This window comes from Halobacteriovorax sp. BALOs_7 (genome assembly GCF_003612895.1).
Taxonomy (GTDB): domain Bacteria; phylum Bdellovibrionota; class Bacteriovoracia; order Bacteriovoracales; family Bacteriovoracaceae; genus Halobacteriovorax_A; species Halobacteriovorax_A vibrionivorans.
On the sequence record NZ_CP027772.1, the window covers coordinates 1,274,935 to 1,297,916 of the forward strand.

At 38.0% G+C, this 22,982-nt stretch carries 16 protein-coding genes and 2 rRNA genes; 14 read left to right on the forward strand and 4 right to left on the reverse strand.

Going from position 1 to position 22,982, the window contains the following annotated elements:
- Positions 1 to 9 precede the first annotated feature (9 nt).
- Positions 10 to 627, forward strand: a complete 618-nt coding sequence (locus tag BALOs_RS06270; protein ID WP_158536810.1) for a DUF938 domain-containing protein — start codon at positions 10 to 12, stop codon at positions 625 to 627.
- Positions 628 to 632: 5 nt separating this feature from the next.
- Here the strand turns inward: BALOs_RS06270 and argS are convergent, their stop codons facing one another.
- Positions 633 to 2,399, reverse strand: a complete 1,767-nt coding sequence (argS, locus tag BALOs_RS06275) for an arginine--tRNA ligase (RefSeq protein ID WP_240406494.1) — start codon at positions 2,397 to 2,399, stop codon at positions 633 to 635.
- Between the two features lie 125 nt (positions 2,400 to 2,524).
- Between argS and BALOs_RS06280 the strand changes: the two genes are divergently transcribed.
- A complete protein-coding gene (locus BALOs_RS06280) occupies positions 2,525 to 2,923 on the forward strand; it encodes a hypothetical protein (RefSeq protein ID WP_120404633.1) in 399 nt (132 codons plus the stop codon).
- Here the strand turns inward: BALOs_RS06280 and BALOs_RS06285 are convergent.
- Complete coding sequence (locus BALOs_RS06285; protein ID WP_114706267.1) at positions 2,920 to 3,357, reverse strand: GNAT family N-acetyltransferase; 438 nt, start codon at positions 3,355 to 3,357, stop codon at positions 2,920 to 2,922. The two genes, BALOs_RS06280 and BALOs_RS06285, sit on opposite strands and share 4 nt — an antisense overlap.
- A gap of 149 nt (positions 3,358 to 3,506) precedes the next feature.
- Here BALOs_RS06285 and BALOs_RS06290 point away from each other — a divergent pair, with 149 nt between their 5' ends.
- Genes BALOs_RS06290 through BALOs_RS06300 form a run of 3 tightly spaced genes read left to right on the forward strand, consistent with a single transcriptional unit; the run spans position 3,507 to position 6,617 of the window.
- Positions 3,507 to 5,378, forward strand: a complete 1,872-nt coding sequence (locus BALOs_RS06290) for a hypothetical protein (RefSeq protein WP_162929578.1) — start codon at positions 3,507 to 3,509, stop codon at positions 5,376 to 5,378.
- Positions 5,371 to 6,207: a mechanosensitive ion channel family protein gene (locus BALOs_RS06295; RefSeq protein ID WP_114706265.1), complete on the forward strand. Its 837-nt coding sequence runs from the start codon at positions 5,371 to 5,373 to the stop codon at positions 6,205 to 6,207. Before BALOs_RS06290 ends, BALOs_RS06295 begins: the two co-directional genes overlap by 8 nt.
- Before the next feature lie 29 nt (positions 6,208 to 6,236).
- Positions 6,237 to 6,617, forward strand: a complete 381-nt coding sequence (locus BALOs_RS06300) for an MAPEG family protein (RefSeq protein ID WP_114706264.1) — start codon at positions 6,237 to 6,239, stop codon at positions 6,615 to 6,617.
- Here BALOs_RS06300 and BALOs_RS06305 read toward each other — a convergent pair.
- Together BALOs_RS06305 and BALOs_RS06310 are read right to left on the reverse strand one after the other, a co-directional pair.
- Positions 6,601 to 7,539 carry a CoA transferase gene (locus BALOs_RS06305; protein ID WP_114706263.1) on the reverse strand — a complete coding sequence of 313 codons (939 nt, stop codon included), beginning with the start codon at positions 7,537 to 7,539 and terminating at the stop codon, positions 6,601 to 6,603. The two genes, BALOs_RS06300 and BALOs_RS06305, sit on opposite strands and share 17 nt — an antisense overlap.
- Positions 7,532 to 9,595 carry a thioredoxin domain-containing protein gene (locus BALOs_RS06310; protein ID WP_120404635.1) on the reverse strand — a complete coding sequence of 688 codons (2,064 nt, stop codon included), beginning with the start codon at positions 9,593 to 9,595 and terminating at the stop codon, positions 7,532 to 7,534. The genes BALOs_RS06305 and BALOs_RS06310 overlap by 8 nt, the downstream gene beginning before the upstream one ends.
- A 172-nt stretch (positions 9,596 to 9,767) precedes the next feature.
- Between BALOs_RS06310 and BALOs_RS06315 the strand changes: the two genes are divergently transcribed.
- The 9 genes from BALOs_RS06315 to BALOs_RS06355 all read left to right on the forward strand — a co-directional run bounded on the left by BALOs_RS06315 (position 9,768) and on the right by BALOs_RS06355 (position 22,977).
- Positions 9,768 to 10,697 (forward strand): lytic transglycosylase domain-containing protein, encoded by a 930-nt coding sequence (locus BALOs_RS06315; protein ID WP_114706261.1) that lies wholly within the window; start codon positions 9,768 to 9,770, stop codon positions 10,695 to 10,697.
- Positions 10,698 to 10,785: 88 nt separating this feature from the next.
- The gene (cmk, locus tag BALOs_RS06320; protein ID WP_114706260.1) at positions 10,786 to 11,475 is read left to right on the forward strand and encodes a (d)CMP kinase; all 690 of its coding nucleotides are present in this window, start codon (positions 10,786 to 10,788) and stop codon (positions 11,473 to 11,475) included.
- On the forward strand, positions 11,472 to 12,539 hold the full coding sequence (locus BALOs_RS06325) for a glycosyltransferase family 9 protein (RefSeq protein WP_114706259.1): 1,068 nt from the start codon (positions 11,472 to 11,474) through the stop codon (positions 12,537 to 12,539). The genes cmk and BALOs_RS06325 overlap by 4 nt, the downstream gene beginning before the upstream one ends.
- A gap of 10 nt (positions 12,540 to 12,549) precedes the next feature.
- Complete coding sequence (locus BALOs_RS06330; protein ID WP_114706258.1) at positions 12,550 to 13,572, forward strand: bifunctional heptose 7-phosphate kinase/heptose 1-phosphate adenyltransferase; 1,023 nt, start codon at positions 12,550 to 12,552, stop codon at positions 13,570 to 13,572.
- Between the two features lie 7 nt (positions 13,573 to 13,579).
- The gene (locus BALOs_RS06335) at positions 13,580 to 14,095 is read left to right on the forward strand and encodes a DUF4416 family protein (RefSeq protein WP_114706257.1); all 516 of its coding nucleotides are present in this window, start codon (positions 13,580 to 13,582) and stop codon (positions 14,093 to 14,095) included.
- Positions 14,096 to 14,184: 89 nt separating this feature from the next.
- Positions 14,185 to 15,246, forward strand: a complete 1,062-nt coding sequence (gene pheS, locus BALOs_RS06340) for a phenylalanine--tRNA ligase subunit alpha (RefSeq protein WP_114706256.1) — start codon at positions 14,185 to 14,187, stop codon at positions 15,244 to 15,246.
- Positions 15,247 to 15,265: 19 nt separating this feature from the next.
- The gene (gene pheT / locus BALOs_RS06345; RefSeq protein ID WP_120404636.1) at positions 15,266 to 17,692 is read left to right on the forward strand and encodes a phenylalanine--tRNA ligase subunit beta; all 2,427 of its coding nucleotides are present in this window, start codon (positions 15,266 to 15,268) and stop codon (positions 17,690 to 17,692) included.
- 594 nt (positions 17,693 to 18,286) lie between these two features.
- Positions 18,287 to 19,839 (forward strand): 16S ribosomal RNA (locus BALOs_RS06350).
- Positions 19,840 to 20,052: 213 nt separating this feature from the next.
- Positions 20,053 to 22,977 (forward strand): 23S ribosomal RNA (locus tag BALOs_RS06355).
- The 16S and 23S rRNA genes sit together here, the layout of an rRNA operon.
- Positions 22,978 to 22,982 lie beyond the last annotated feature (5 nt).

A 22,982-nucleotide genomic window follows, 5' to 3' on the forward strand; every position in this document is an offset into this window, starting at 1 on the left:
ATGTTTAACATGACTGATTTACCAATTTCTGAAGCATGTGAAAGAAATAAAGAACCAATTTTTAATATTATTGCCCCTTATTTGGAAAAGGGCAGTAATCAACGCATCAAAAAGCCTAAGTTCTTTGAAGTTGGCTCTCTGACTTGTCAGCACAGTGCTTACTTTGCAGAAAAGTTTAGTGATGTAGACTTTATAACTTCTGAAATTAGGGCCAATCAAGAAACACTTAAGAAGTGCCTAAGTTATTATAAGCAAAGCTTTAAGAACTTAAATGGCCCAGAGGTCTACGAGGCTGGCTTTAATAAAATTCCTAAAGGATATGGTGCATATTATACGGCAAATACAATGCATATTATGTCTTGGAAGGAAGCTAAGACCTTCATTAAGGATCTAGCGGCCGCCATGGATGAGGATTCTGTCCTATTTATTTATGGCCCATTTAAGTATCATGGAAAGTTCACTTCGGAGTCTAATGAGCAATTTGATAAGCATCTCAAAGAGCGAGACCCACAAAGTGGAATAAGAAACTTCGAAGACATCTGTAATAACTTCTTAAAGAAAGGAGTCTTTCTAAAAGAAGATATTAAGATGCCTGCAAATAATCAATTATTGATTTTTTCTAAGTAATGTAATTACATTCGGCCAGGTACTTTGATTCCTAAGATAGCAAGTCCATGCTTAATGATTTCACTTGTTGCATAAGCAAGTTCAAGTCTTGCTTGTTTAAGACTCTCTTCACTTGAAGCGATAGGACAGGCTGCATAGAAGCTATTAAATAACTTTCCAAGCTCAAATAGGTAAGTTGTTAAAAGACTTGTTTTGTTTTGCTCATGGGCCTTAATTGCAACATCATTAAATAATGAAATCTTTTGCATTAGCTCATATTCTTTAATATTTTCTAGGCTTGCAGCATTGGAAAGGTTAAATTCTTTAGATTTATCAAAGCCTTGTTTTACAAGTAATGAGTTGATACGAGCATAAACATACTGAAGGTATGGACCTGTATCTCCATCAAGTTTGAGCCATTCATTCATATCAAAAACAATCTTACGATTATTATCAATTTTGATCATCCCGTACTTGATGGCACCATTTGCAATTTTAGTTGCTGTCTCATCAATCTCTGCTTGATCCCATTCGCCTTGATATTTATTTAAGTAGTCCTCTTTGATCTTAGCTTCCATTTTATTAATAAGATCAGTTAGAGGAACGATATTACCCTTACGAGAGCTCATTGCTCCATCTGTAAGTTCAACCATCTCATATGGTAGGTGATAGCAATCTTTAGCTTGCTCAAAACCAATCTTTTCTAAAACTTTAAATACTTGTTTAAAGTGGAATGCCTGACGTGAGTCGACAATGTAGATATTTTTTTCCACACCAAATTCTTCAAACTTCTTAATAGCTAGGGCCACGTCTTTTGTAGAATAAAGGCCTGTTCCATCTGATTTAATAAGAATGCAAAATCCTAATTTATCATCACTTAGATCCATTCCAATAGCGCCATCATCTTTAATAAATGTTCCATCTTTGTAATAGTCTTCACAAATCTTAAGTGATGGAGCATCCATTTCTGATTCAAAAAACCAGCGTTCAAACTCAACGTCTGCCCATTCATAAGTTTTTTTCATTAGATCAATAGACCACTGTCGTGTCTCTTGCCAAAGATCATAGAATTCACCGCTTTCACTATGAAGCTGCTTTAAGATCTCTGTAAGCTTAGCTCTATTATCATCTTCTTTATCACTTCCAAGCTCGTCTTCTAGCTTTGTATTTGCAAGTGTATAGATTCTTCCTAGCCATTCTCCCTTGTTAGTTTCTGGGATCGTGTCTTGATTGTGGTATTTTAAGTACCATAGACATTTGGCAACGTGAGTTCCAGAGTCTCCTGGATAAGTCACAGGGTGAACATCCACATCACAGTATTCTTTAATTCTAACCAAAGCATTACCTAAACATAGGTTTCTCATATGTCCCACATGGAGCTCTTTATGAGTATTTGGCTGAGAGTACTCAATCATAGTCTTAGGCTCATTAGACGTAAGCTTCTTTGTGAAAAAGTTACCACTTCTAACTTCACTAATTAAGTTTTCAAAATATGCATCTGCACTAAGAGTGAAGTTTAGGTATGGGCCTTGTGCTTTAACATCTTTTATTAGCTTTGATGTCTCTTGTTCTTGGATTTTATCTAAAATTGCACCTGCTATTTGTGGTGGTCCTTGTTTAAGGGCCTTTGCAAAACGAAATGTTGGGAATGCGTAATGGGCCATCTCAATATTTGGAGCTTGGCCTATTGAATCGTAAATATCTTTTCTATTAAATTGCGCATCTGGGTAGGCTAATTTAATTGAAGATTCAAGAATATCTGTAAGTTTTGTTAAAATTGTATTCGTTTCCATTTGCATTTCACCAATCGTACTTTATCGCTATTTTTTATATTTATGATATTATCGTATTATATTATTATAGTAAATTTTTTAAAAGTTGGCCTTAAAAGCTTTAAGTAGAAGCGGATAATAAATCAATGGATAACAAAATAAAGCCTATTTTCCTTATTTTTTCGATCATAATGACTATGCTCTTTACTATTTCTAGTGATGTTAAAGCACAGGAGACACTGACTCCGCTTGAGGACTATACTCGTCAAAAACTCAAAGAACAGCGCGAAGCGGATGAATTTCGTCGTTTTCAAACAGAGTCTTCAATTGGTAATGGACTAAATAAAGGCCCTCATCTCATTTACTTGTGTTCTCGTCGCCATTTCGCATGTGTTAATAATGATACAATTAGAAATTGTACTCAAAGACCTCAAATGAGTTGTCTTATAATCAAGAAGTTTCAAAACCAAAAACAATGTTTTAGTGAGCAATATGAAGTTATGTTAAAATCAAGAATTGATAATTTTTGTGACTCTGTGGATTAATTGATCTCACGATACATGAGAATATGTTTTCCTATATTCTCAACATCAAATTCGTCTCCACTTATTTCAAAACCAAGCTTCTGGTAGAAAGGAGCAGCTTCAACTCTTGCATTACACCATACAAGATTACAAAAGTTCTGTTTTATTATTGGAAAAGCGACATTTAAAAGCTCTCGTGAGAGACCTTGTTTTCTGAAGTCTTCAAGTGTTGCCATTCCCTGAAGTTGATATTGATTATCGATATTAAACTTACTGTTTCTATTAAAGTAAAAAGAGGCTACAGATACGAGGTTATTTTCTATAAAAGCTCCTAAGTGGAAAGTTCCCGACTCAGTATCACCTTCAAATAGATAACTAGATTCAACGTTCTCAATTCCAAGAACCTTCTTCCTAATCCCATAAGTATCTTTTAAATGGATTCTTTTTACTATCATAGTCTGTCTTTATAACAGATATTTAAGGTTATGTCACAATAAAGACCTAATTAAGAACAAGTTAAGTTGTTATGATAGTCGGTATTTTACATATTATAGGCAATTATACCCATATATTAAGGAATTAGGTGCTTGGTTATAATAAATACATGTCATTTAGCATTAAACAAGTTCAACAATTTTTAGAAAAACTCTTTCTTATGTTTAAGGAGGAGTCGCAATTAATAATCAGTCGTGTTGATCATTTTATTATATCAACGCCCTTAAAGGCCTTTATTATCTTCGTATGTGGAATAATTGGTCTTAGGATTATCACTTTAGGATATCGAAAGTATCGACTTAGAGAATTAGACGAATTGGATCGAGCACGTTCTAGCTTATATCGATTTATTGATTTCAATTCGTATTACATCATTATCTTTTTATGTCTTGATATTTTCAATGGCTATTTAGAGAAATTCAATCGTGCTGATTATCTTCTGGCCATGCATATTTTTGGAAATTTTCTACTCGTCTACATTCTCTATATAAATATTGGCTACCTACATAGTTTTCTAAATTTAAACTTTAGAGTCTATTTTAAAAGAAGTAATAAAGACTTTGTAAAAGATAGTAAGAAATTAAGATATATAATCACACTTACAACACTAATATATATCGTATTGTATAATTTATTCTCAACTTTTCTTGGGCATAATATTATAAGTATAATTTTCTTTATTATTTATACAAAAATACTACTGGATTATGAAAAGTATGCAGACATCATACTTGCAAAGATTATCCCTTCTTCCATATCAATCGGAGTAAAGCATATTCCGAAGTTCGTAATTCATTATGTACTGCCTCCAGTTTTTTATATTTACACGCTTTTATATTCTCTTTACCTCGTTATTTTACTTGCGAATAATACAAGAGATTGGAGTCGTAATATATTATCAGGACTCCTCGAGCAGCACCTTGAAAACTTTAGACAAGATAGCTTTAATGAAATTGATATTCCTGAAGATTATAAAGCTTGTTTTGAAAATGAAGAAGATGTTCAAATCGTTCGTAAACCTGATCCTGCAGCAATGGCCTATGATCGCATTGATGAATGGTTAAATGGTGTTAATCCTTCTTACCATCTGGCCTTTTCTGGTGGTGCAGGAAGTGGTAAGAATCATATCTTAAATAAGATTCTAAAACGTTACTCTTCAGTAAATTCTTTTAAAATTAATATTCATGAAAAGATTACTGAAGGGAGTATTCTACATAAAAGACTCGAACAATTTGTAGGAAATGGAGATGAAGATGAGAAGAAATTTGTTATTGTAAACTCAGCTCATAATCTCTTCTTGTCAAAGCTTAATGGGTTTAAGGCCTTTGATGCTCTTTTTAATATTATAAATAGTAGTTCAAAGAATGTATTCTGGCTTACGATTTGGAATGCTAATTCTTTAAATCTTATCAAGCATATTTATAATAAATATGAACTCTCTGCAGACTCCGTTTTCATTAGACCATGGGATAAAGAAGAGCTTAAAAATCTCATTATTAAGCGTCATGAAAAAAGTGAATTAGAGATACGTTTTCAGCCGGAATTATTCGAAGTTATGTGCCATTTCGGTGCTGATCGAAGCATTGAAAATGCACTTGATATATACTTTAGAATTTTAGGAAAACAAACTGGTGGTAATCCTCAGGCCGCGATTAATACGTGGCTGAAATCTATATTGAGTATCGATGATAAGAGTATCGAATTACACCTTCCAAGTAAGAAGCCAATACATGAGATAGAGAGTTTAACAGACGAGTCTCTCTTTGTTCTCTCTACGATACTTTCGCATGAAAGACTAAATATCGATCAGATATCAGCAACAACTGATCTTAGTGAAAAGGTAGTTAACTTTGTTCTAAAAAATGGTCTTAATAAAGGCATTATTGATAAGGATAAAGAGGATAATAGCTACCTTATTAGGAAGGATTGGTTATACGATTTAAAGAAAATTTTAAAGAAAAGGAACTTTATCTATGAATAAAGCGCTTAAGGATACAATTCAATCTAGTGAGAAGGTAGCAAGCTTATTTAGTTCGATTAGTTCTGAAGTGATATTGAGTATTTTCTTTGGATTTTTATTTCTTTATTTATTTGCAAAGACTTTAAATTGGGCACTTGAATACTTAGCTATAAAGATTCCTTCTTATCGCTTATCGATTCTTCAATTCAATACAATTGCAACTCATATAACTTATATTGTAGGAAGTTTGTGGATTCTCTATGTTGCTATTAATCCTTCTAAAGAAATGGTTTATGCCATTATGGGTTCTGGGGCTGTTGCGATAGGTTTCTCTTTGAAAGACTTAGTCTCTTCAATTATTGCAGGAATCATTCTCATTTTTGATCGTCCTTTTCAGGTAGGGGATCGTATTAGCTTCCGAGGTAATTATGGTGATATTATTAGAATTGGTCTCAGATCTGTGAGAATACGAACACTAGAAGACTCTGTCGTTACAATTCCAAATAACCTGTTCTTAAGTGATAATGTTTCATCTGCAAACTCTGGTGAAAGAGACATGATGGTTTGTAGTGATTATTACTTTAAAAACAATGTTGATTTGAATCAGGTTTTACCAATTTTAGATGAAGTAACGAGAACTAGTCGTTTTGCTTATTTAAATAAGCCTGTTAAGATTATTACATCGAGTGAAAAATTTGAAGAAATAGTAGGCTTAAAAATTACTGTTAAGGCCTATGTTTTAGAAACAAAATACGAAAAAGATTTCACGACCGATATTACAAAACGCTTTTATCAAGGCCTAAGAGATGAGAGTTTGGAAGACTCACTGATTTCTTCTACATCGTCTTAGTCGTCACATATTTATTAGAGGGAGTTGATATGGAATTACAAATTTTTTACCGCTACTGCGGTGTACTTGGTCTTATTTACTTATTACTAACTTTCTACGTCATTCGAATGAGATGGAAGCATCGTGTAGGTCTTGGGCATGGTAAGAATGAGCATATGACTAAGGCAGTTCGAATTCATGGAAATTATAATGAATATGTTCCATTTATTCTTATGCTTACATATTTTGCTATTCAAAAGAATGCAATTAATCTGATGGCGATTCACTTTCTTTTAGGTGGTCTGGTATTATCGAGAATTTCACATTTTATTGGACTTAGAAAGTCGGCCGGCTCAACAATCTATCGAATGTTTGGTACCGGCGTCATTATCGTGGCATTATTTGCTATAAGTATTACTTTATTAGGTTAATACAGATATCAAGGCTTCCCAGCTTTTCTTTGACTTGTTGGGAAGTCATCTCACCGAAAAGGTCTTTAAGCCTTTTATGAATTGACCCATCAGTCTTAAAACGATCTTCATCACTTGCTTCAAATGAAAATGCTTCTCTAAATGATTGCCAAAATTTCTCTTCTACACATGCCATAACGACAAAGTGTGAATCTTTTGTTTGGTAGATATTGTAACAAGGGTAGAGTCCATTATGGAGAAACTTGTGATCTGTATCTCTAATATCTTTCGGCCAAAATGCATCAAATACTTCTTGAGTTGATTCATAAAGATATGAGTTTATTGTTTCAACTTTATTTGATTCTTTAGACTTATACATTGCTCCAAGAAGATCAAATGCCATTTTTTGTCCAAAGTTAATACCTGCAAGAGGTAAGAACGGCGGGGCCACATCTTCAACAGAATTAATATTTCGCAGATGAAGACTAAGTAGACCTGTCATGGCCAGTGCATTAAGGTCATGCATGTGGCTCATGGCCTCTTTTGAGGCAAGTGGAATCACTGCTGCAAAGCTTTGTTTTACATTCTTTTGTATGTCTTCAATTGTGATACCAAGCTTTTGTTGAATCTTTTTTGGAATCCCCATAATTATGGCATCGGCCTTAAAGATTGTTTCTCTAATTTGCTCTTGTGCAGCCTCATTATTGAAGTCTAGTCTTAGAATCGTTTTATTTGCATTCAATTCTTCGTACCACTTAGGAAAAGAATTATCCATTTCTGCAAATAGGCCATAGATAAATGGGTCCTTAAACTTTGCATCTTCTATCTTGATTACATCAGCTCCAAGGCCTGCAAGTAATTTCCCTGCAAGTGGCCCTGGTAGGCGATGTGAAAAGTCTATAATCGTTTTTCCGGCCAATGGCCTTTCGTGTGTACTACTCATTTGTTGCCTGTGGTTGGTTTGGCTTTAAAGTTTCAATGAAGTGATCTAGTCCTTCACCAGTCATCTCACATTCATTTGTTCCGCAAATTTCCCATCTTTCACCTTTGTCTTCGTGGAAGTCGAAAACAAAACGTGGAAGGAAGTAGCAGATAAAACCTGCAAACTCTTGATTTGTGAGCCATGCTTTTGGACATTTAATTACCTTATAAGCATTTGCTGGATATGAAAGTGCTCTTAGACCTTCTCCTGATCCCGCTGGGTTTTTTAGTACATCGTGAGTTACATTTTCCATAAGCTCTTTGATATCTTCAAGCATATCGACTTCACCAAATAGTACACTTGATCTTCTTACAAGTTGAATAAGCGTGCTAACAGGTGAGCGGAATGATTGATCAAAACTTGTGAAGTCTTGATTTGGATAAAGTTCCGCATCTTGATCTCTTATTGCTCGTGACTTTAGACGTCCATCTACTAAGAAGTCTTTTATAATAAAACCTAGAGTATCTTTTAGGTTTTCTTTAAATACAGGATTCCCACTAAGCTCATAGATTCTTAATTGTGCTTCAGCAAAGAATACGTAGTCTTCAAGTAGAGAAACTCCAACTGGACGTGTTGTTGTATGTCTTAGTCGCATTCCCTTGGGTGTTGTTTCAAGAAACTTCTTATATGTTCCTTCTACGATACGATTAAATAGAGTACTTGCTGCACTTCTTATTGCTGGAATTTGAGTAAATTGCATTACATCTGAAAGTGCAGAGATCATATGAAAGTTCCAACTTGCGATCCCTTTATTATCTGTCATAGGAGGAATACGTAGTTTTCTTTCATTTAATAATGCTTTTTTAGCATTTCTAATTAAATCCCAAGACTCAGGTGTGAAAATCTCTTGGGCCTTTTCGTTATTAATAGTTAAAACATTTAAGCCAGAATCAAAGTTTCCTTTTTCTGTTACGCCAAACCATTCTTTTAATTTGTCCATATTCTTAGTAAGGGCTTCATCTTCTGTATCGAATCGTCCTAGTGCATCTTCAAACTCTTGTTGAGTATATGTGAAATATAGTCCTTCGACTCCTTCACTGTCTGCATCTTGGGCAGAGAAGAAGAAGTTTTCTTCTTCATTAAGCATTTCTGCTTTTAAGTACTCAAGCGTATTAAAGATACCATCAAAGATTAAAGGTGATGGGTAGAGCATACTTGTTTTTGCAAGAAGCTTTAAAAGACCAGCTTGGTCATAGAGCATCTTTTCAAAGTGGGGTACAGTCCAGTTATTATCTGTACTATAGCGATGCATTCCACCTCGAACTTGGTCGTAGATCCCACCCATAAGCATTCTTTCAATGGACTTTATTATATGCTCACCATGTTCTTTCTTAACAACACCTTCTAGCATCTGTTCAATGGCCCATTCATAGAATGCTAGTTGTGGAAACTTTGGAGCCTCTCCAAAACCGCCGTTTTCATTATCTTTAAATTGCTCAAGAACATCCATTACTGAATTTGGGTGAGGGAAGTGCCCCTGGAAGTCTACCTTCTCTGGTGAGATAAAGCCTTTTTCAATTGCCTCAAAAGCTTTATTCGAATTCTCAGTAACTGTTTCAACCTCTTCGTTATAGGCCCTAACAAGTTCTTTTAGAACATCTTTAAATGCAGTTGATTTTCCTTTTGCTTCTTTAGGAAAGTACGTTCCAACAAAATATGGCCTTAAGTTAGGCATAAGAAACGCGCTTAATGGCCAGCCACCACCGTTTGTAAACAATTGACATGCTTGTTGATAATAATTGTCGATATCTGGGTGCTCTTCACGATCAACTTTAATATTGATGAAATGCTCATTTAGATACTTTGCTGTTTCCTCATCACAAAATGACTCTTCTGCCATGACATGACACCAATGACATGAGCTATAACCAATTGATAGAAAGATTGGTTTATTATCTTCCTTTGCTTTTGTTAGGGCCTCTGGTCCCCAAGCATACCAGTGGACAGGGTTGTCCTTATGCTGTTTTAAATATGTTGATTCTTCATCCTTTAATCGATTAAATCCAATATCTGTCATTTCAACTCCTAAAAATTTATATATCTATTATGCGTGAAATATATGAAATTTAAAGGATAACCTCTTAATATCCTGTAATTAAATGAATATTTTTTGTAAATACTACTATAGTAGTGCGTTATAAGTTTATTTTAACTAGACGAGAGCGTTCAACGGGGGTAAAAAGCCCGTTATGAAAGCTTCGAGTGAGCGATATAACTCACATCTTGAACATTTTAGTGCTTACTGCATGAACGTAAGATCTTTGTTTATTTTAGGTCTGTGTGCAGTGACGGCCGTGATTTCTTTTGACTTCTTTTGGACGCCAGCAACGAAAAATTTTCGTGATCTAGGTCTACTTGCAGGAATCTCTTCTGAGGGGAAAGCCTTCACTCCTTATAATACTTATAATTTTAAGGATACAAACCCATTCTTTAAAAGACTTCATTTAGGATACCTTTCTTCAATCGATAAAAAGACTCTTGAAGACGCTCTTATCGATCATATGGAACATCCAATAGATAAAAGAGCTAAGAAATATATTTCTTCGCTTCTACACTTTGCTGAACAAAGACAACTTGATCCTCTTTGGGTAATTTCAATTGCATGGACAGAAAGTCATTTTAATCCGAAGGCCCAAAGTTATGTAAAGGCACAAGGTTTAATGCAGATTATGCCAAAGACAGGAGTATTTCTTCATAAGCTTCTTAAAAGATCACTAAATAAAGAAGATATTATTCAAATCTTACGCGTTCCTCATGTGAATATGGAGCTAGGCGTATATTATTTAAGTCGTCTTTATAAGAGATTTGGTCTTTATCGTTATGCAACTGTTGCATATAACATGGGACCAGGCTTTGTTCGTCGTAGTCTTCGTTATAATCGTCCAGTAGGAATCAAGAATGTCTATTACGACAAGGTAAAGAAGAATTACAAGAAATTGCTAGCAGCTGTTGACTCGCTAAGAGAAAAATCACGTGAATACGGTCACGAGAGTATAATTCACGTAAAAAATCATACTTTTGACATTAATTACTATTTAGGTCTTGATATTGTTCCAACTAAGGAAGAACTAAAGCTAGCTAGTAAAGATATGAAAAACTCACGCCTTGCGAAAAACTAACGACTGCATCGAGTCATCTTTTCAACTTCAAATAGTTTTCAAAAATTGTTATATTCATTCCTTATAATTCACAGGATAAGGAAGTTGTATGACATATTCATCAGTTATTGCCATTGATGGCCCAAGTGGAAGTGGTAAATCAACTGTTGCAAAACTATTGGCCAAGGAATTGGGGATTCTCTATATCGACACTGGAGCGATGTTTAGAGCGTTAGGCTTAGCTGCCCATGATGCCGATGTTGATCTTCATGATCACCAAGCAGTAGAAAAATTCTTAAAAGAAATCAAACTCGAGTACGGACAAGCTGATGCTCTTGTAAAAGTCGATGGTAAGGACTTAAGTCAAAGAATACGTGAGCACCACGTATCAAAGCTTGCTTCTATTATTTCACAAATTCCTGTCGTAAGAACTATGCTTCTTGATTTCCAAAGATCAATAGCTAAGGAAAAAGTGTGTGTCATGGAAGGCCGAGATATCGGTACAATTGTGTTTCCAGATGCTTTTATTAAGTTCTTTGTTACAGCTTCAATAGATATTAGAGCACAAAGAAGATACGACCAACTAATAGAGAAAGGTCAAAGTGATATCGATCTAGAACAACTTATAAAAGATGTAAAAAAACGAGATGAAAAAGATATGGGTCGAGAAGTTGCTCCTCTTGTTAAAGCAGACGATGCAACACTTGTTGATACTAGCGAGATGGATATCTCAAAAGTTATCTCAACTCTAAAACAAGACGTTCATGCTCGTGCAAAAGAGGTTGGAATAGATCTGTGAAATATCTCATCAGTCGTACTGACGCCATTGGATCAAATATACTTACAATGCCAATGGCACAGGCCATAAAAGAAATGGACCCAAATGCGACTGTTGCCTTTATAACGTCAAAAACTTCTGCTGTGCTTTTTAAGAACCATCCTTATGTTGATAAGGTTTTTATTTTAGATCGAGCAAGCTCCTATCCAAAGAAAGTAAAAAAGTCTCTGCAAATATTTAATGAATATAAGCCAGATGTCTATCTGTATACAGGAGGCTCTCAAACGCCAAACTTTGTTGCCTGGCTCAAAAAGATACCTTTTCGCGGAGGTCATTTAAAGAGATGGCAATCAAACTTCACTTTAAATCGAGCGATTAGACAAGTACGCTCTGAGGTTGAAGGACATGAAGTTTTCTATAACCTGGCCTTACTTGGTGAGCTTGAAAATTATTCAAAAATTCAAGATAAAGAATATCTGCCATTTTTTAATTTTAAAGAAAGTGATTCAGATATAAGTGACTTTAATAAAGAATTAGAGGCACAAGGACTTGATTCAACTAAAGAGCTTATCTTCATACATCCTGGTGCATCTGAGGGGATTTTAAGTTGGCCTGCGAAGAATTTTGCAACTTTTATCAAAAGAATTAACAACATCTATCCTAACCGATTTAATTTCATTATTTCTCATATACCTTCAGATATGAAGTATGTGGCACCAATAAAGAATGAGCTGGTGGATCATGAAGAAAAAAACATATTTTACTTTGATGGAAAGAAAGGTGGAATTGTTAACTTTCTAAATATCTTAAAACACGCTAAACTATTTATCGGGCCAAGCTCTGGAGCAATTCAGATGGCCGCAGCTCTTGAAGTGGCGTTAATTGCAATTTTTTCTCCCATCAAAAGCCAATCTTCTTTACGCTGGGGAGCAAAAGGTAAGGGCTTTATTAAAAATATTACGCCAAATGTCGTATGTGGCGAGCCTGATACTTGTCTAGGAATAGAGTGTCCTTATTATGATTGTATGGCAAAATTAGAAGAAGATAGAGTAATTGAAATAGCAAAATCAGTTTTAAATAAATAATGGAATAACTATGACAAAATTAATTTCACCTCAACGCTTTGATGCAATTGTATCTAACCTTAGTAATATCAAACCGATCTTAGTGGTTGGAGATGTCGGGATCGATAAGTATACATCTGGAGTCGTTAATCGAATTTCCCCAGAGGCACCTGTTCCTTTAGTTGAAGTACAAAAGGAATGGCAAAAGCTTGGTCTTTCAGCAAACGTATCAGAAAACTTAAAGACCTTGGGAGTAGAGTCTACTCTTTGTGGAGTAATGGGTGATGATCTTAACGCTAATGTTCTTGAGGATCTTCTAGAGGAAGCAGGGCTTTCTACATGGGGAGTTGTTCGTTGCGAAGAAAGGCCAACTGTTTTTAAAGAAAGAATTGTCACTGATCACCAACAAATATGTCGTATCGATTACGAATCAAAGAAGCCAATTAGTGAAGATGTTGAAAAGAGACTAATTGGGCGAATTAACGAGTTAAAAGAAAACCATGGTGCCCTTATCTTAGAGGATTACTCTAAAGGGGTTCTCACTGAAAGTCTTATTTCAAGACTTGTTAATGAATTTAAAGAATCAAAGAGTTTAATCGCTGTTGACCCAAGTCGCACTACACCTCCATTATTTTACAAAGGGGTTTCTCTTCTTAAACCAAATCATGTTGAGGCCAAGTTAATGGTAAATCAATTAGGCTACTCGCAGGATATGCAGGTTGAAGAAATTGCCGATATTCTAGTCGATAAGTTGCAGCTAGAAAAAATCATCATCACTCTAGGAGCACGTGGTATGGCAATGCTTGATACTAAAGGTGATGGTAAGCTACATATGATTCCAACTGTTGCAAACGAAGTTTATGATGTTTCTGGTGCAGGAGATACGACGATCTCACTTCTTGTTGCCTGTTTAGAAGCAGGGGGCAGTCTTGAGGAAGCAGCATGGGTTGCCAATTGTGGTGCTGGTGTTGTTGTTGGAAAAGTAGGAACGGCAACTGTTTCTCAAGATGAGCTAAGAAATTACTACGAAGTTCTTAAAGAAAAGATGAAATAGGTATTTCTTGAGTGATTTAAGGCCAGCTACAGATGCATTGCTATTTATTAGCGTTCTCTATAATCATAAGAAGTGTAATTTAGAAGATATCATTGCCACTTTGGGAAGTGGTTATGAACGACCTATTATTTTTAAGCACGATTTTTTTCCAATGAAAGAGTATTATAGTAAGGAGATGGGTGAGGAGCTATCACGCTCTTTTATTTTCTATCCTAAGCCTATTTCTCGTGAAGAGCTTGTTAGCATTAAGGTATATTGTGATGAGCTTGAAAAAGGTCATCAGCAAACAAGTGGCCGATCGTTCAATCTTGATCCTGGTCTTATAACTCTTGATCAAGTTCTATTAAGTAGTGGTAAACCATACTCTCATCGAATCTATCTAAAAGACGGCGTTTACGCAGAACTAACTTATCAATTTAAAGCAAATAGCTACCATCAATTAGAGTGGACATATCCTGATTACCAGCATCCCGAAATCATCCAGCAATTTAACTGGTTTCGCTCATTTTTATTGGCACTTTAAACACCCCACGTCTTGCCTTTTCGCACACCGCATGAAAAACTCCCAAGGTTATTATTGAATGTTTATAAATAGTCGAATAGGTGGGAATTATGATTGATAAGCTAAATGAGGCTTATGAAAAGTTTCAAGCTGAAATTGAAACTCTTAGTGCACAAGCAGATGTTTTATCTCTTAAGTCGAGTTACCTTGGGAAAAAAGGTGCCGTTTCTGAGATCCTTAAATCACTAAAGGATGCAACTCCAGAAGAGAGAAAAGAGATTGGACCAAAAGCAAATGAAATTAAACAAGAAATTGAGAAATTAGTTGCTAAGAAGCTTTCAGATATTGAATTAGCTCAAATAAATGAAAAACTTAGTAAAAATAAGATCGATATTACTTTTACAGATGCTGTAAAGGCCAAAAATAATAATCATGGTGGATTTCACCCAAGAACTCTAGTTCAGCAAGAAGTAGAAGATATTTTCTTATCAATGGGCTTTGAGGTCCTTGATGGCCCACATATTGAAACTGAATTCTATAACTTTGAGGCACTCAATATCCCAGGAGATCATCCTGCACGAGATATGCAAGATACTTTCTGGTTTAAAGATGAGAAATCTCCTGAAGGTAATAAGCACCTTCTTAGAACTCACACGTCAACAATTCAGGTCAGAGGGATGCAGTCTCGCAAGCCTCCATTCCGCTTTATTGCTCCAGGAACTGTATTTCGTTGTGAAAGAACAGATGCTTCTCATGAGATGGTCTTCCAACAATTAGAAGGAATGATGGTTGGAAAAGATATTTCTGTTTCAAACCTAATCTACTTCATGAAAGAAATCCTAACGGAGATCTTCAAAAAAGACGTCGAAGTTAGACTTCGCCCTGGATACTTCCCATTTGTTGAGCCTGGATTTGAGCTTGATATTAAATGCCAAGTTTGTAGCGGTAAGGGATGCTCTGTTTGTAAACAAGTTGGTTGGGTCGAGCTACTTCCATGTGGGATGGTTCATCCAAATGTTCTAAGAGCAGGTGGCATAGATCCTGAAGAATATAATGGATTTGCATTTGGTCTTGGTTTAGATCGACTTGTAATGATGAAGTATGGGATTGATGATATCCGCCACCTACAATCAGGTGATCTAAGATTTAATTCACAATTTAAAGAATATTAGAAAGGTTTAAGGAATATATATGTTAATTAGTATCGATTGGATTAAAGACTTCGTAAAAGTTCCAGACTTAGATGCAAATGAAATTGGATCAAAATTTACTCTGGCAACAGCAGAAGTAGAAGATGTTCTCTCTGTAGGAGATCACTTAGAAGCTATTACTGTTGTTGAAGTATTAGAAAAAGAAAAGCACCCTGAAGCTGATAAGCTTAATCTTGTTACATTCACAAATGGAAAGGATAAGTTTCAAGTTGTTTGTGGTGCTGTAAACGTTCGCGTTGGCATGCGTACTGCATATGCTCCATTGGGTATTACATTACCAAATGGATTAACTCTTGAGCCAAAGAAGATTCGTGGCGTTTTATCTGAAGGAATGCTTTGTTCTGAAGAAGAGCTTGGTTTCGCTGAAGACTCTGCAGGGATCATTGAGCTTGATAAGGTTTTTGATAACCCAGAGCTTGGTAAGAATATGCTTGAGCTTTATAATGAAAAGAAAGATGTTCTTTTAGATGTAGATAATAAGTCTTTAACTCACAGACCAGATCTTTGGGGACATTTTGGTATTGCTCGTGAATTTGCAACGATTTTTGAAAATGAGTTACAAAACCCATTTAATGAATCTTGGTCAAAGGATTTAAAGTCTAAATTCTCTAGTGATGCAGCTCCAATGAAAATTAAAGTTGAAGAAGGAACAAGTTGCCTTGGTTACTTTGGCCTTAGTGTCGATAATGTAAAAGTAGGAGAGTCTCCTCTTTGGATGAAGAAACGCCTTCAAGCTGTTGGCCTTCGTCCTATTAATAATATCGTTGATATCTCTAATTACGTTATGCTTGAGCTAGGGATTCCTCTACATATCTTTGATCGTGAAAAGATTAGTGGTGATACTGTTGTAATCAGTTCTCTAAAAGATGAAACTGAATTTACAACTCTTGATGAAGAAAAACGCAAGCTTGTTGCAGGAGATACTGTAATTGGTGATAGTGATAAGCCTCTTGTTCTTGCAGGTATTATGGGCGGGCTTAATAGTGGAGTTGATGAAAACACTTCTAAAATTTTCATTGAAGTCGCTAATTGGAAAGCTGCTGAAGTTAGAAAAACATCAACACGTTTAGGTCTTCGTACAGACTCTTCATCTCGTTATGAAAAAACTCTTGATTCTTTAATGCTAGAGAGAACACTACTAAGAACTCTAGAATATATCCTAAAAGAAAACCCAGAAGCTAAAGTTATTGGTGATATTCAATATGATGGCCCTAATCTTTCAGAGATTAAACCAGTATCAATTGAATCAAGTGCTGCAAAAATTAATAAGGCACTTGGTAAAGAAGTTTCTTTTGATGAAATGAAGAGAATCTTTACAAGCTTAGATATTCAAATTGAAGGAAGTGCTGACAAATTTATTGCACATATTCCAAGTTATCGAGCTACGAAAGATATTGAAACAGGATCATGTCTTGTGGAAGAAATTGGACGTGTTATCGGCTTTGATAATATTGCTCCGACTTCTCCAAAACTTGATATCTCTCCAGTAAAGCTCTCACCAGCACAGAAACTTCATCGTAGCATGAAAAACTTTATGGTTAATCATGCAAGTGCTTTTGAAGTCATGACATATCCTATGATTGGTCCAAAACTTTTAAAGAAAGCAATGTATGATCACAAAGGTGGTTTAGAGCTTATTAATGCCCTTTCTAAAGACGCTGCACTTATGCGAGAGTCATTAGTCCCAAGTTTCTTAGAAGCAGCTGCGGCCAATGCTAAGAACTCTAGTGCATTCAAATTCTTTGAGATTGGTCGTACGTATCATGCAAATGATAAAGACTTTGTTAAAGAAGAGAGTGTGTATGGGGCACTTTATTTTGATAAAGAAGCAACACCGTTCATGGATCTCTTAAACGATACAACTCGCTTACTTGATAGTGTTAATATTAATTATCAATTAAATGATCGTAACCCTAAGTTCAAAAGTAATGCCGTTGATGAAGATTGGAATGGTATTCATCCTTACGAGTTTTATAACTTAAGAATTCAAGGAAAGATGGATGGTGTAATCTTCTCTGTACATCCTCTAGTGCTAAAACAATTTAAGATTAAAGGTAATGTTTCTATTGCTCTTGTTAATATGAGTGCTTTTGAATCGCGTCCACAAAAAGATAAAGTAAAGTATCAACCGCTAGCAAAATTCCCTGGTTCTACTTTTGACTGTACAGTTGAAGTAAGTGAAGAAGTCGCTGTAGGTGATATCTTAAAGAGTTTATCTAAGCTTAAGATTAAAGAATTAACTTCTACAACTATTGCAGACATTTATAAGCACGACAATATGAAGTCAGTAACATTAAGAAGTGAGTTCTTGGATCCAAATAGCACTTTATCTGGAGAATTTATTACTGAAGCAAGTAATAAGATCGTTGAAACTCTCGAAAAAAATGGTTTTCCACTAAAAAAATAGTTAAAGATTTTAGATTTCTACCGATTATAAAAGGCCACTCACTGAGTGGCCTTTTTTTATGCATTTTTTACATATCTCGACTTTTCGAATTTTCAGTATGTTACAGGTTTGTCAGTAGGTTAAGCTACTATTCAAGTTAAGTACACTCTAATAATCGTAAGTAATTAATATTGTTATTGAAATTAAGATAAAAAAAAATGAAAAAAACTTAAAAAAAGTATTGACGGACCAGGTACGGTTTCATAATATGCATCTCGTTCCAAACAACAAACGAAAAAAACAAACGTTGGAAAACAACGCTGATAACTTTTTTTCACATTGTTAAAAAAAGGCTTTACATGTTGAACATGAACATGTAGTCTCGGACAGCTCTTTAACATTCAAATAAAGTAATAAAGATTTGCTGCTTCGGTAGCAATCAAGATGAGAAGAAATCCAAAAAAAGTTTTAAACGGTTTTTGAAAGATCTGACGTAACTGAATCATTGAAGTTACTTCAATCAGTCAGATGCCATTTAAACTTTGTAAATTTGAGTTTAAATCGGAAGATTCAGGACAAACGTAAATTGAGTAAATTAAATTTTTTCAAGATATATGCTTGGAGAGTTTGATCCTGGCTCAGAACGAACGCTGGCGGCATGCTTAACACATGCAAGTCGAACGAGAAAGCACCTTCGGGTGTGAGTAGAGTGGCGCACGGGTGAGTAACGCGTAGGTAATCTGCCTCATAGCGGGGGATAACCAGGAGAAATTCTGGCTAATACCGCATACGATCTACGACATGGAAAAAGTAGATGAAAGAATGCCTCTCCTTGGAAGCATTTACTATGAGATGAGCCTGCGTTGCATTAGCTTGTTGGTGGGGTAACGGCCTACCAAGGCAACGATGCATAGCTGGTCTGAGAGGACGATCAGCCACACTGGAACTGAGACACGGTCCAGACTCCTACGGGAGGCAGCAGTGGGGAATATTGCGCAATGGGGGAAACCCTGACGCAGCAATGCCGCGTGAGTGAGGAAGGCCTTCGGGTTGTAAAGCTCTGTCAAATAGGAAGAATTCCTCTGGGTCCAATAGGCCTAGAGATTGACGGTACTATTAAAGGAAGCACCGGCTAACTTCGTGCCAGCAGCCGCGGTAATACGAAGGGTGCAAGCGTTGTTCGGATTTACTGGGCGTAAAGCGCGCGCAGGCGGATTTATAAGCCAGATGTGAAATCTCGGGGCTCAACCCCGAAACTGCGTCTGGAACTGTAGATCTAGAGTTATGGAGGGGAGAGCGGAATTTCGCATGTAGGGGTAAAATCCGTAGAGATGCGAAGGAACACCAGAGCCGAAGGGGGCTCTCTGGCCATCAACTGACGCTGAGGCGCGAAAGCGTGGGGAGCAAACAGGATTAGATACCCTGGTAGTCCACGCCGTAAACGATGAGTACTAGATATTGGGGGTTTGACCCTCTCAGTGTCAAAGCTAACGCATTAAGTACTCCGCCTGGGAAGTACGGTCGCAAGACTAAAACTCAAAGGAATTGACGGGGGCCCGCACAAGCGGTGGATTATGTGGTTTAATTCGAAGCAACGCGCAGAACCTTACCTGGGCTTGAAATCCCGAGAAGATCGACCAAAATTGATTGTGCTCTTCGGAGAACTCGGTGACAGGCGCTGCATGGCTGTCGTCAGCTCGTGTCGTGAGATGTTGGGTTAAGTCTCGCAACGAGCGCAACCCCTATCTTTAGTTGCCAGCATTAAGTTGGGCACTCTAGAGAGACTGCCTGGGTTAACCAGGAGGAAGGTGGGGATGACGTCAAGTCCTCATGGCCCTTATGTCCAGGGCTACACACGTAATACAATGGTGCATACAGAGGGACGCAAGCATGCGAGTGTTAGCAAATCTCAAAAAGTGCATCTCAGTCCGGATTGGAGTCTGCAACTCGACTCCATGAAGTTGGAATCGCTAGTAATCGCAGATCAGCACGCTGCGGTGAATACGTTCCCGGGCCTTGTACACACCGCCCGTCACACCATGGGAGTTGATCTTACCTGAAGCCGTGGCCCTAACTTTTAGAGGGGAGCGTCTACGGTCGGATCGATGACTGGGGTGAAGTCGTAACAAGGTAGCCCTAGGGGAACCTGGGGCTGGATCACCTCCTTTTAAAGGATTTTTGTACGAACAAGTTGAAGCAGATAACAGTAGAAATTAAGTACATTATTCTGGTCAAACGTTTAAAACGAAATTGGATTTCTTTTCATTTTATATTTTTTAGATCTTTTATATTTAAATAACAGTATCAGATAGAAGACGAGAACTTAAAAGTAATACAAAACAAGACAAGTATATTGATTATACAAAACTTTTAGTTGGTTAGATAAAGCTACTAAGGGTATATGGTGGATATCTTGGCAGTAAGAGGCGATGAAAGACGTGTGTTAGAGTGCGATATGTATCGGCGAGCCCTCAAGCAGGCTTTGACCCGGTAATTTCTGAATGGGGGAACCCAGCTTATGGAGACATAGGTTACCGTTTGGTGAGTAAAGTAGCCATTCTGGAGCTAACCAGGGGAACTGAAACATCTAAGTACCCTGAGGAAGAGAAATCAATTGAGATTTCGCTAGTAGCGGCGAGCGAACGCGAAATAGCCCAAACCGTTAAGTTTACTTAGCGGGGTTGTAGGACTGCAATATGTAGCTTTGAGATTAGGAGAAGGGTCTGGGAAGTCCCGCCAAAGAGAGTGAAAGCCTCGTATCTGAAAGTTGATAAGCGCTAGCAGTATCCTGAGTAGGACGGAACACGTGAAATTTTGTCTGAATCTGGGAGGACCACCTTCCAAGGCTAAATACTACTTACTGACCGATAGTGAACAAGTACCGTGAGGGAAAGATGAAAAGAACCCCGATGAGGGGAGTGAAATAGAACTTGAAACCATATACTTACAATCGGTGGAAGTGCTATTGTAAGGCATGACCACGTACCTTTTGCATTATGAGCCATCGAGTTACGATTTGTAGCAAGGTTAAGCCGTTGCAGGTGTAGCCGTAGGGAAACCGAGTCTTAATAGGGCGTTTAGTTGCAGGTCGTAGACCCGAAACGGGATGAGCTATCCATGAGCAGGTTGAAGCGAGGGTAACACCTTGTGGAGGACCGAACCCATATAGGTTGAAAACTGTTGGGATGACTTGTGGATAGGGGTGAAAGGCCAATCAAATTCCGTGATAGCTGGTTCTCTTCGAAATGCATTTAGGTGCAGCGTCTGACGAATACTGACGGGGGTACAGCACTGAATTGGCTAGGGGGCTTACCAGCTTACCAAACCATATCAAACTCAGAATACCGTTAAGTAATATCAGGCAGTGAGACTACGGATGCTAAGGTCCGTTGTCGAAAGGGTAAGAGCCCTGACCATCAGCTAAGGTCCCTAAATCGTGTCTAAGTGGGAAAGGTTGTGGAACTACTGTGACATCCAGGAGGTTGGCTTAGAAGCAGCCACCCTTTAAAGAAAGCGTAATAGCTCACTGGACTAGTGGTTCTGCGCCGAAAATGTAACGGGGCTAAAGATACGTACCGAAGCTATGGAATGAACTTTGTTCATTGGTAGAAGAGCATTGTGTTTATCGATGAAGGCGTACCGCGAGGAGCGCTGGAGATCCCACAAGAGCTGATGATGGCATGAGTAGCGATAAGGAGTGTGAGAATCACTCCCGCCGAAAATCTAAGGGTTCCTGGGCCAGGTGACTCCGCCCAGGGTTAGTCGGATCCTAAGGTGAGGCCGAAAGGCGTAATCGATGGACAACAGGTTAATATTCCTGTACTTGGTTATATTCGTTTGACATGAGGAGTGACGGAGAAAGGTAGCAAATCCCACTGTTGGATGTGGGTTTAAGCGTGTAGGCTGAGATGTAGGCAAATCCGCATCTCGTGAAGGCTGAGGCGTGATGACGAGGGCTTGCCCGAAGTTTGTGATCCTCTGCTTCCCAGAAAAACTTCGTATGAAGAATGTAATCAATCCGTACCGTAAACCGACACAGGTAGATGAGGAGAGAATCCTCAGGCGCTTGGGAGAACTCTTGTTAAGGAACTCTGCAAATTGGAGCCGTAACTTCGGGATAAGGCTCGCCCCTGCTGGTGACATCGCTTGCCGATGTAGCTGACGGGGGCCGCAGTGAAAAGGGGGTAGCGACTGTTTATCAAAAACACAGGACTCTGCAAACACGCAAGTGGACGTATAGGGTCTGACGCCTGCCCGGTGCTCGAAGGTTAAGAGGAGAGGTTATCCTTTTGGAGAAGCTTTGAATCGAAGCCCGAGTAAACGGCGGCCGTAACTATAACGGTCCTAAGGTAGCGAAATTCCTAGTCGGGTAAGTTCCGACCTGCACGAATGGCGTAACGACTTCCCCACTGTCTCAACAAGAGGCCCAGCGAAATTGGAGTGCGCGTGAAGATACGCGCTACCCGCGGAAGGACGAAAAGACCCCGTGAACCTTTACTGTAGCTTGACATTGGCTTTTGAATAGTAATGCGTAGGATAGGTGGGAGCTGTTGATATGTGCGTTCCGGCGTACAAGAAGGCATCCTTGAAATACCACCCTTTGCTATTTGAAATCCTAACCTACCATCGTAATCCGGTGGGGGGACAATGTCTGGTGGGCAGTTTGACTGGGGCGGTCGCCTCCTAAAGAGTAACGGAGGCGCACAAAGGTTCCCTCAGGCCGCATGGAAACCGGCTGTAGAGTGTAAACGCATAAGGGAGCTTGACTGCAACACAAACAAGTGGAGCAGGGTCGAAAGACGGTGTTAGTGATCCGGTGGTTCCGAGTGGAAGGGCCATCGCTCAACGGATAAAAGGTACTCCGGGGATAACAGGCTGATCTCCCCCAAGAGTTCACATCGACGGGGAGGTTTGGCACCTCGATGTCGGCTCATCGCATCCTGGGGCTGGAGCAGGTCCCAAGGGTTAGACTGTTCGTCTATTAAAGCGGTACGCGAGCTGGGTTCAGAACGTCGTGAGACAGTTCGGTCTCTATCCTCCGTGGGCGCAAGAAATTTGAGTGAATCTGACCTTAGTACGAGAGGACCGGGTTGGACGAACCTATGGTGTATCGGTTGTGACGCCAGTTGCATTGCCGAGTAGCTAAGTTCGGAAGGGATAACCGCTGAAAGCATCTAAGTGGGAAGCCCATCACAAGATAAGATTTCTATAAGACAGCTTGTAGACTACGAGCTTGATAGGTCGCATGTGTAAGCGCAGTAATGTGTTGAGCTGAGCGATACTAATTAGTCTTTTTGCTTTATTTAACTTT

Coding starts and splice junctions, on each gene's coding strand:
- BALOs_RS06270 (WP_158536810.1), top strand. CDS start 10: ATGACTGATTTACCAATTTCTGAAGCATGTGAAAGAAATAAAGAACCA.
- argS (WP_240406494.1), bottom strand. CDS start 2,399: ATGGAAACGAATACAATTTTAACAAAACTTACAGATATTCTTGAATCT.
- BALOs_RS06280 (WP_120404633.1), top strand. CDS start 2,525: ATGGATAACAAAATAAAGCCTATTTTCCTTATTTTTTCGATCATAATG.
- BALOs_RS06285 (WP_114706267.1), bottom strand. CDS start 3,357: ATGATAGTAAAAAGAATCCATTTAAAAGATACTTATGGGATTAGGAAG.
- BALOs_RS06290 (WP_162929578.1), top strand. CDS start 3,507: ATGTCATTTAGCATTAAACAAGTTCAACAATTTTTAGAAAAACTCTTT.
- BALOs_RS06295 (WP_114706265.1), top strand. CDS start 5,371: ATGAATAAAGCGCTTAAGGATACAATTCAATCTAGTGAGAAGGTAGCA.
- BALOs_RS06300 (WP_114706264.1), top strand. CDS start 6,237: ATGGAATTACAAATTTTTTACCGCTACTGCGGTGTACTTGGTCTTATT.
- BALOs_RS06305 (WP_114706263.1), bottom strand. CDS start 7,539: ATGAGTAGTACACACGAAAGGCCATTGGCCGGAAAAACGATTATAGAC.
- BALOs_RS06310 (WP_120404635.1), bottom strand. CDS start 9,595: ATGACAGATATTGGATTTAATCGATTAAAGGATGAAGAATCAACATAT.
- BALOs_RS06315 (WP_114706261.1), top strand. CDS start 9,768: ATGAAAGCTTCGAGTGAGCGATATAACTCACATCTTGAACATTTTAGT.
- cmk (WP_114706260.1), top strand. CDS start 10,786: ATGACATATTCATCAGTTATTGCCATTGATGGCCCAAGTGGAAGTGGT.
- BALOs_RS06330 (WP_114706258.1), top strand. CDS start 12,550: ATGACAAAATTAATTTCACCTCAACGCTTTGATGCAATTGTATCTAAC.
- pheS (WP_114706256.1), top strand. CDS start 14,185: ATGATTGATAAGCTAAATGAGGCTTATGAAAAGTTTCAAGCTGAAATT.
- pheT (WP_120404636.1), top strand. CDS start 15,266: ATGTTAATTAGTATCGATTGGATTAAAGACTTCGTAAAAGTTCCAGAC.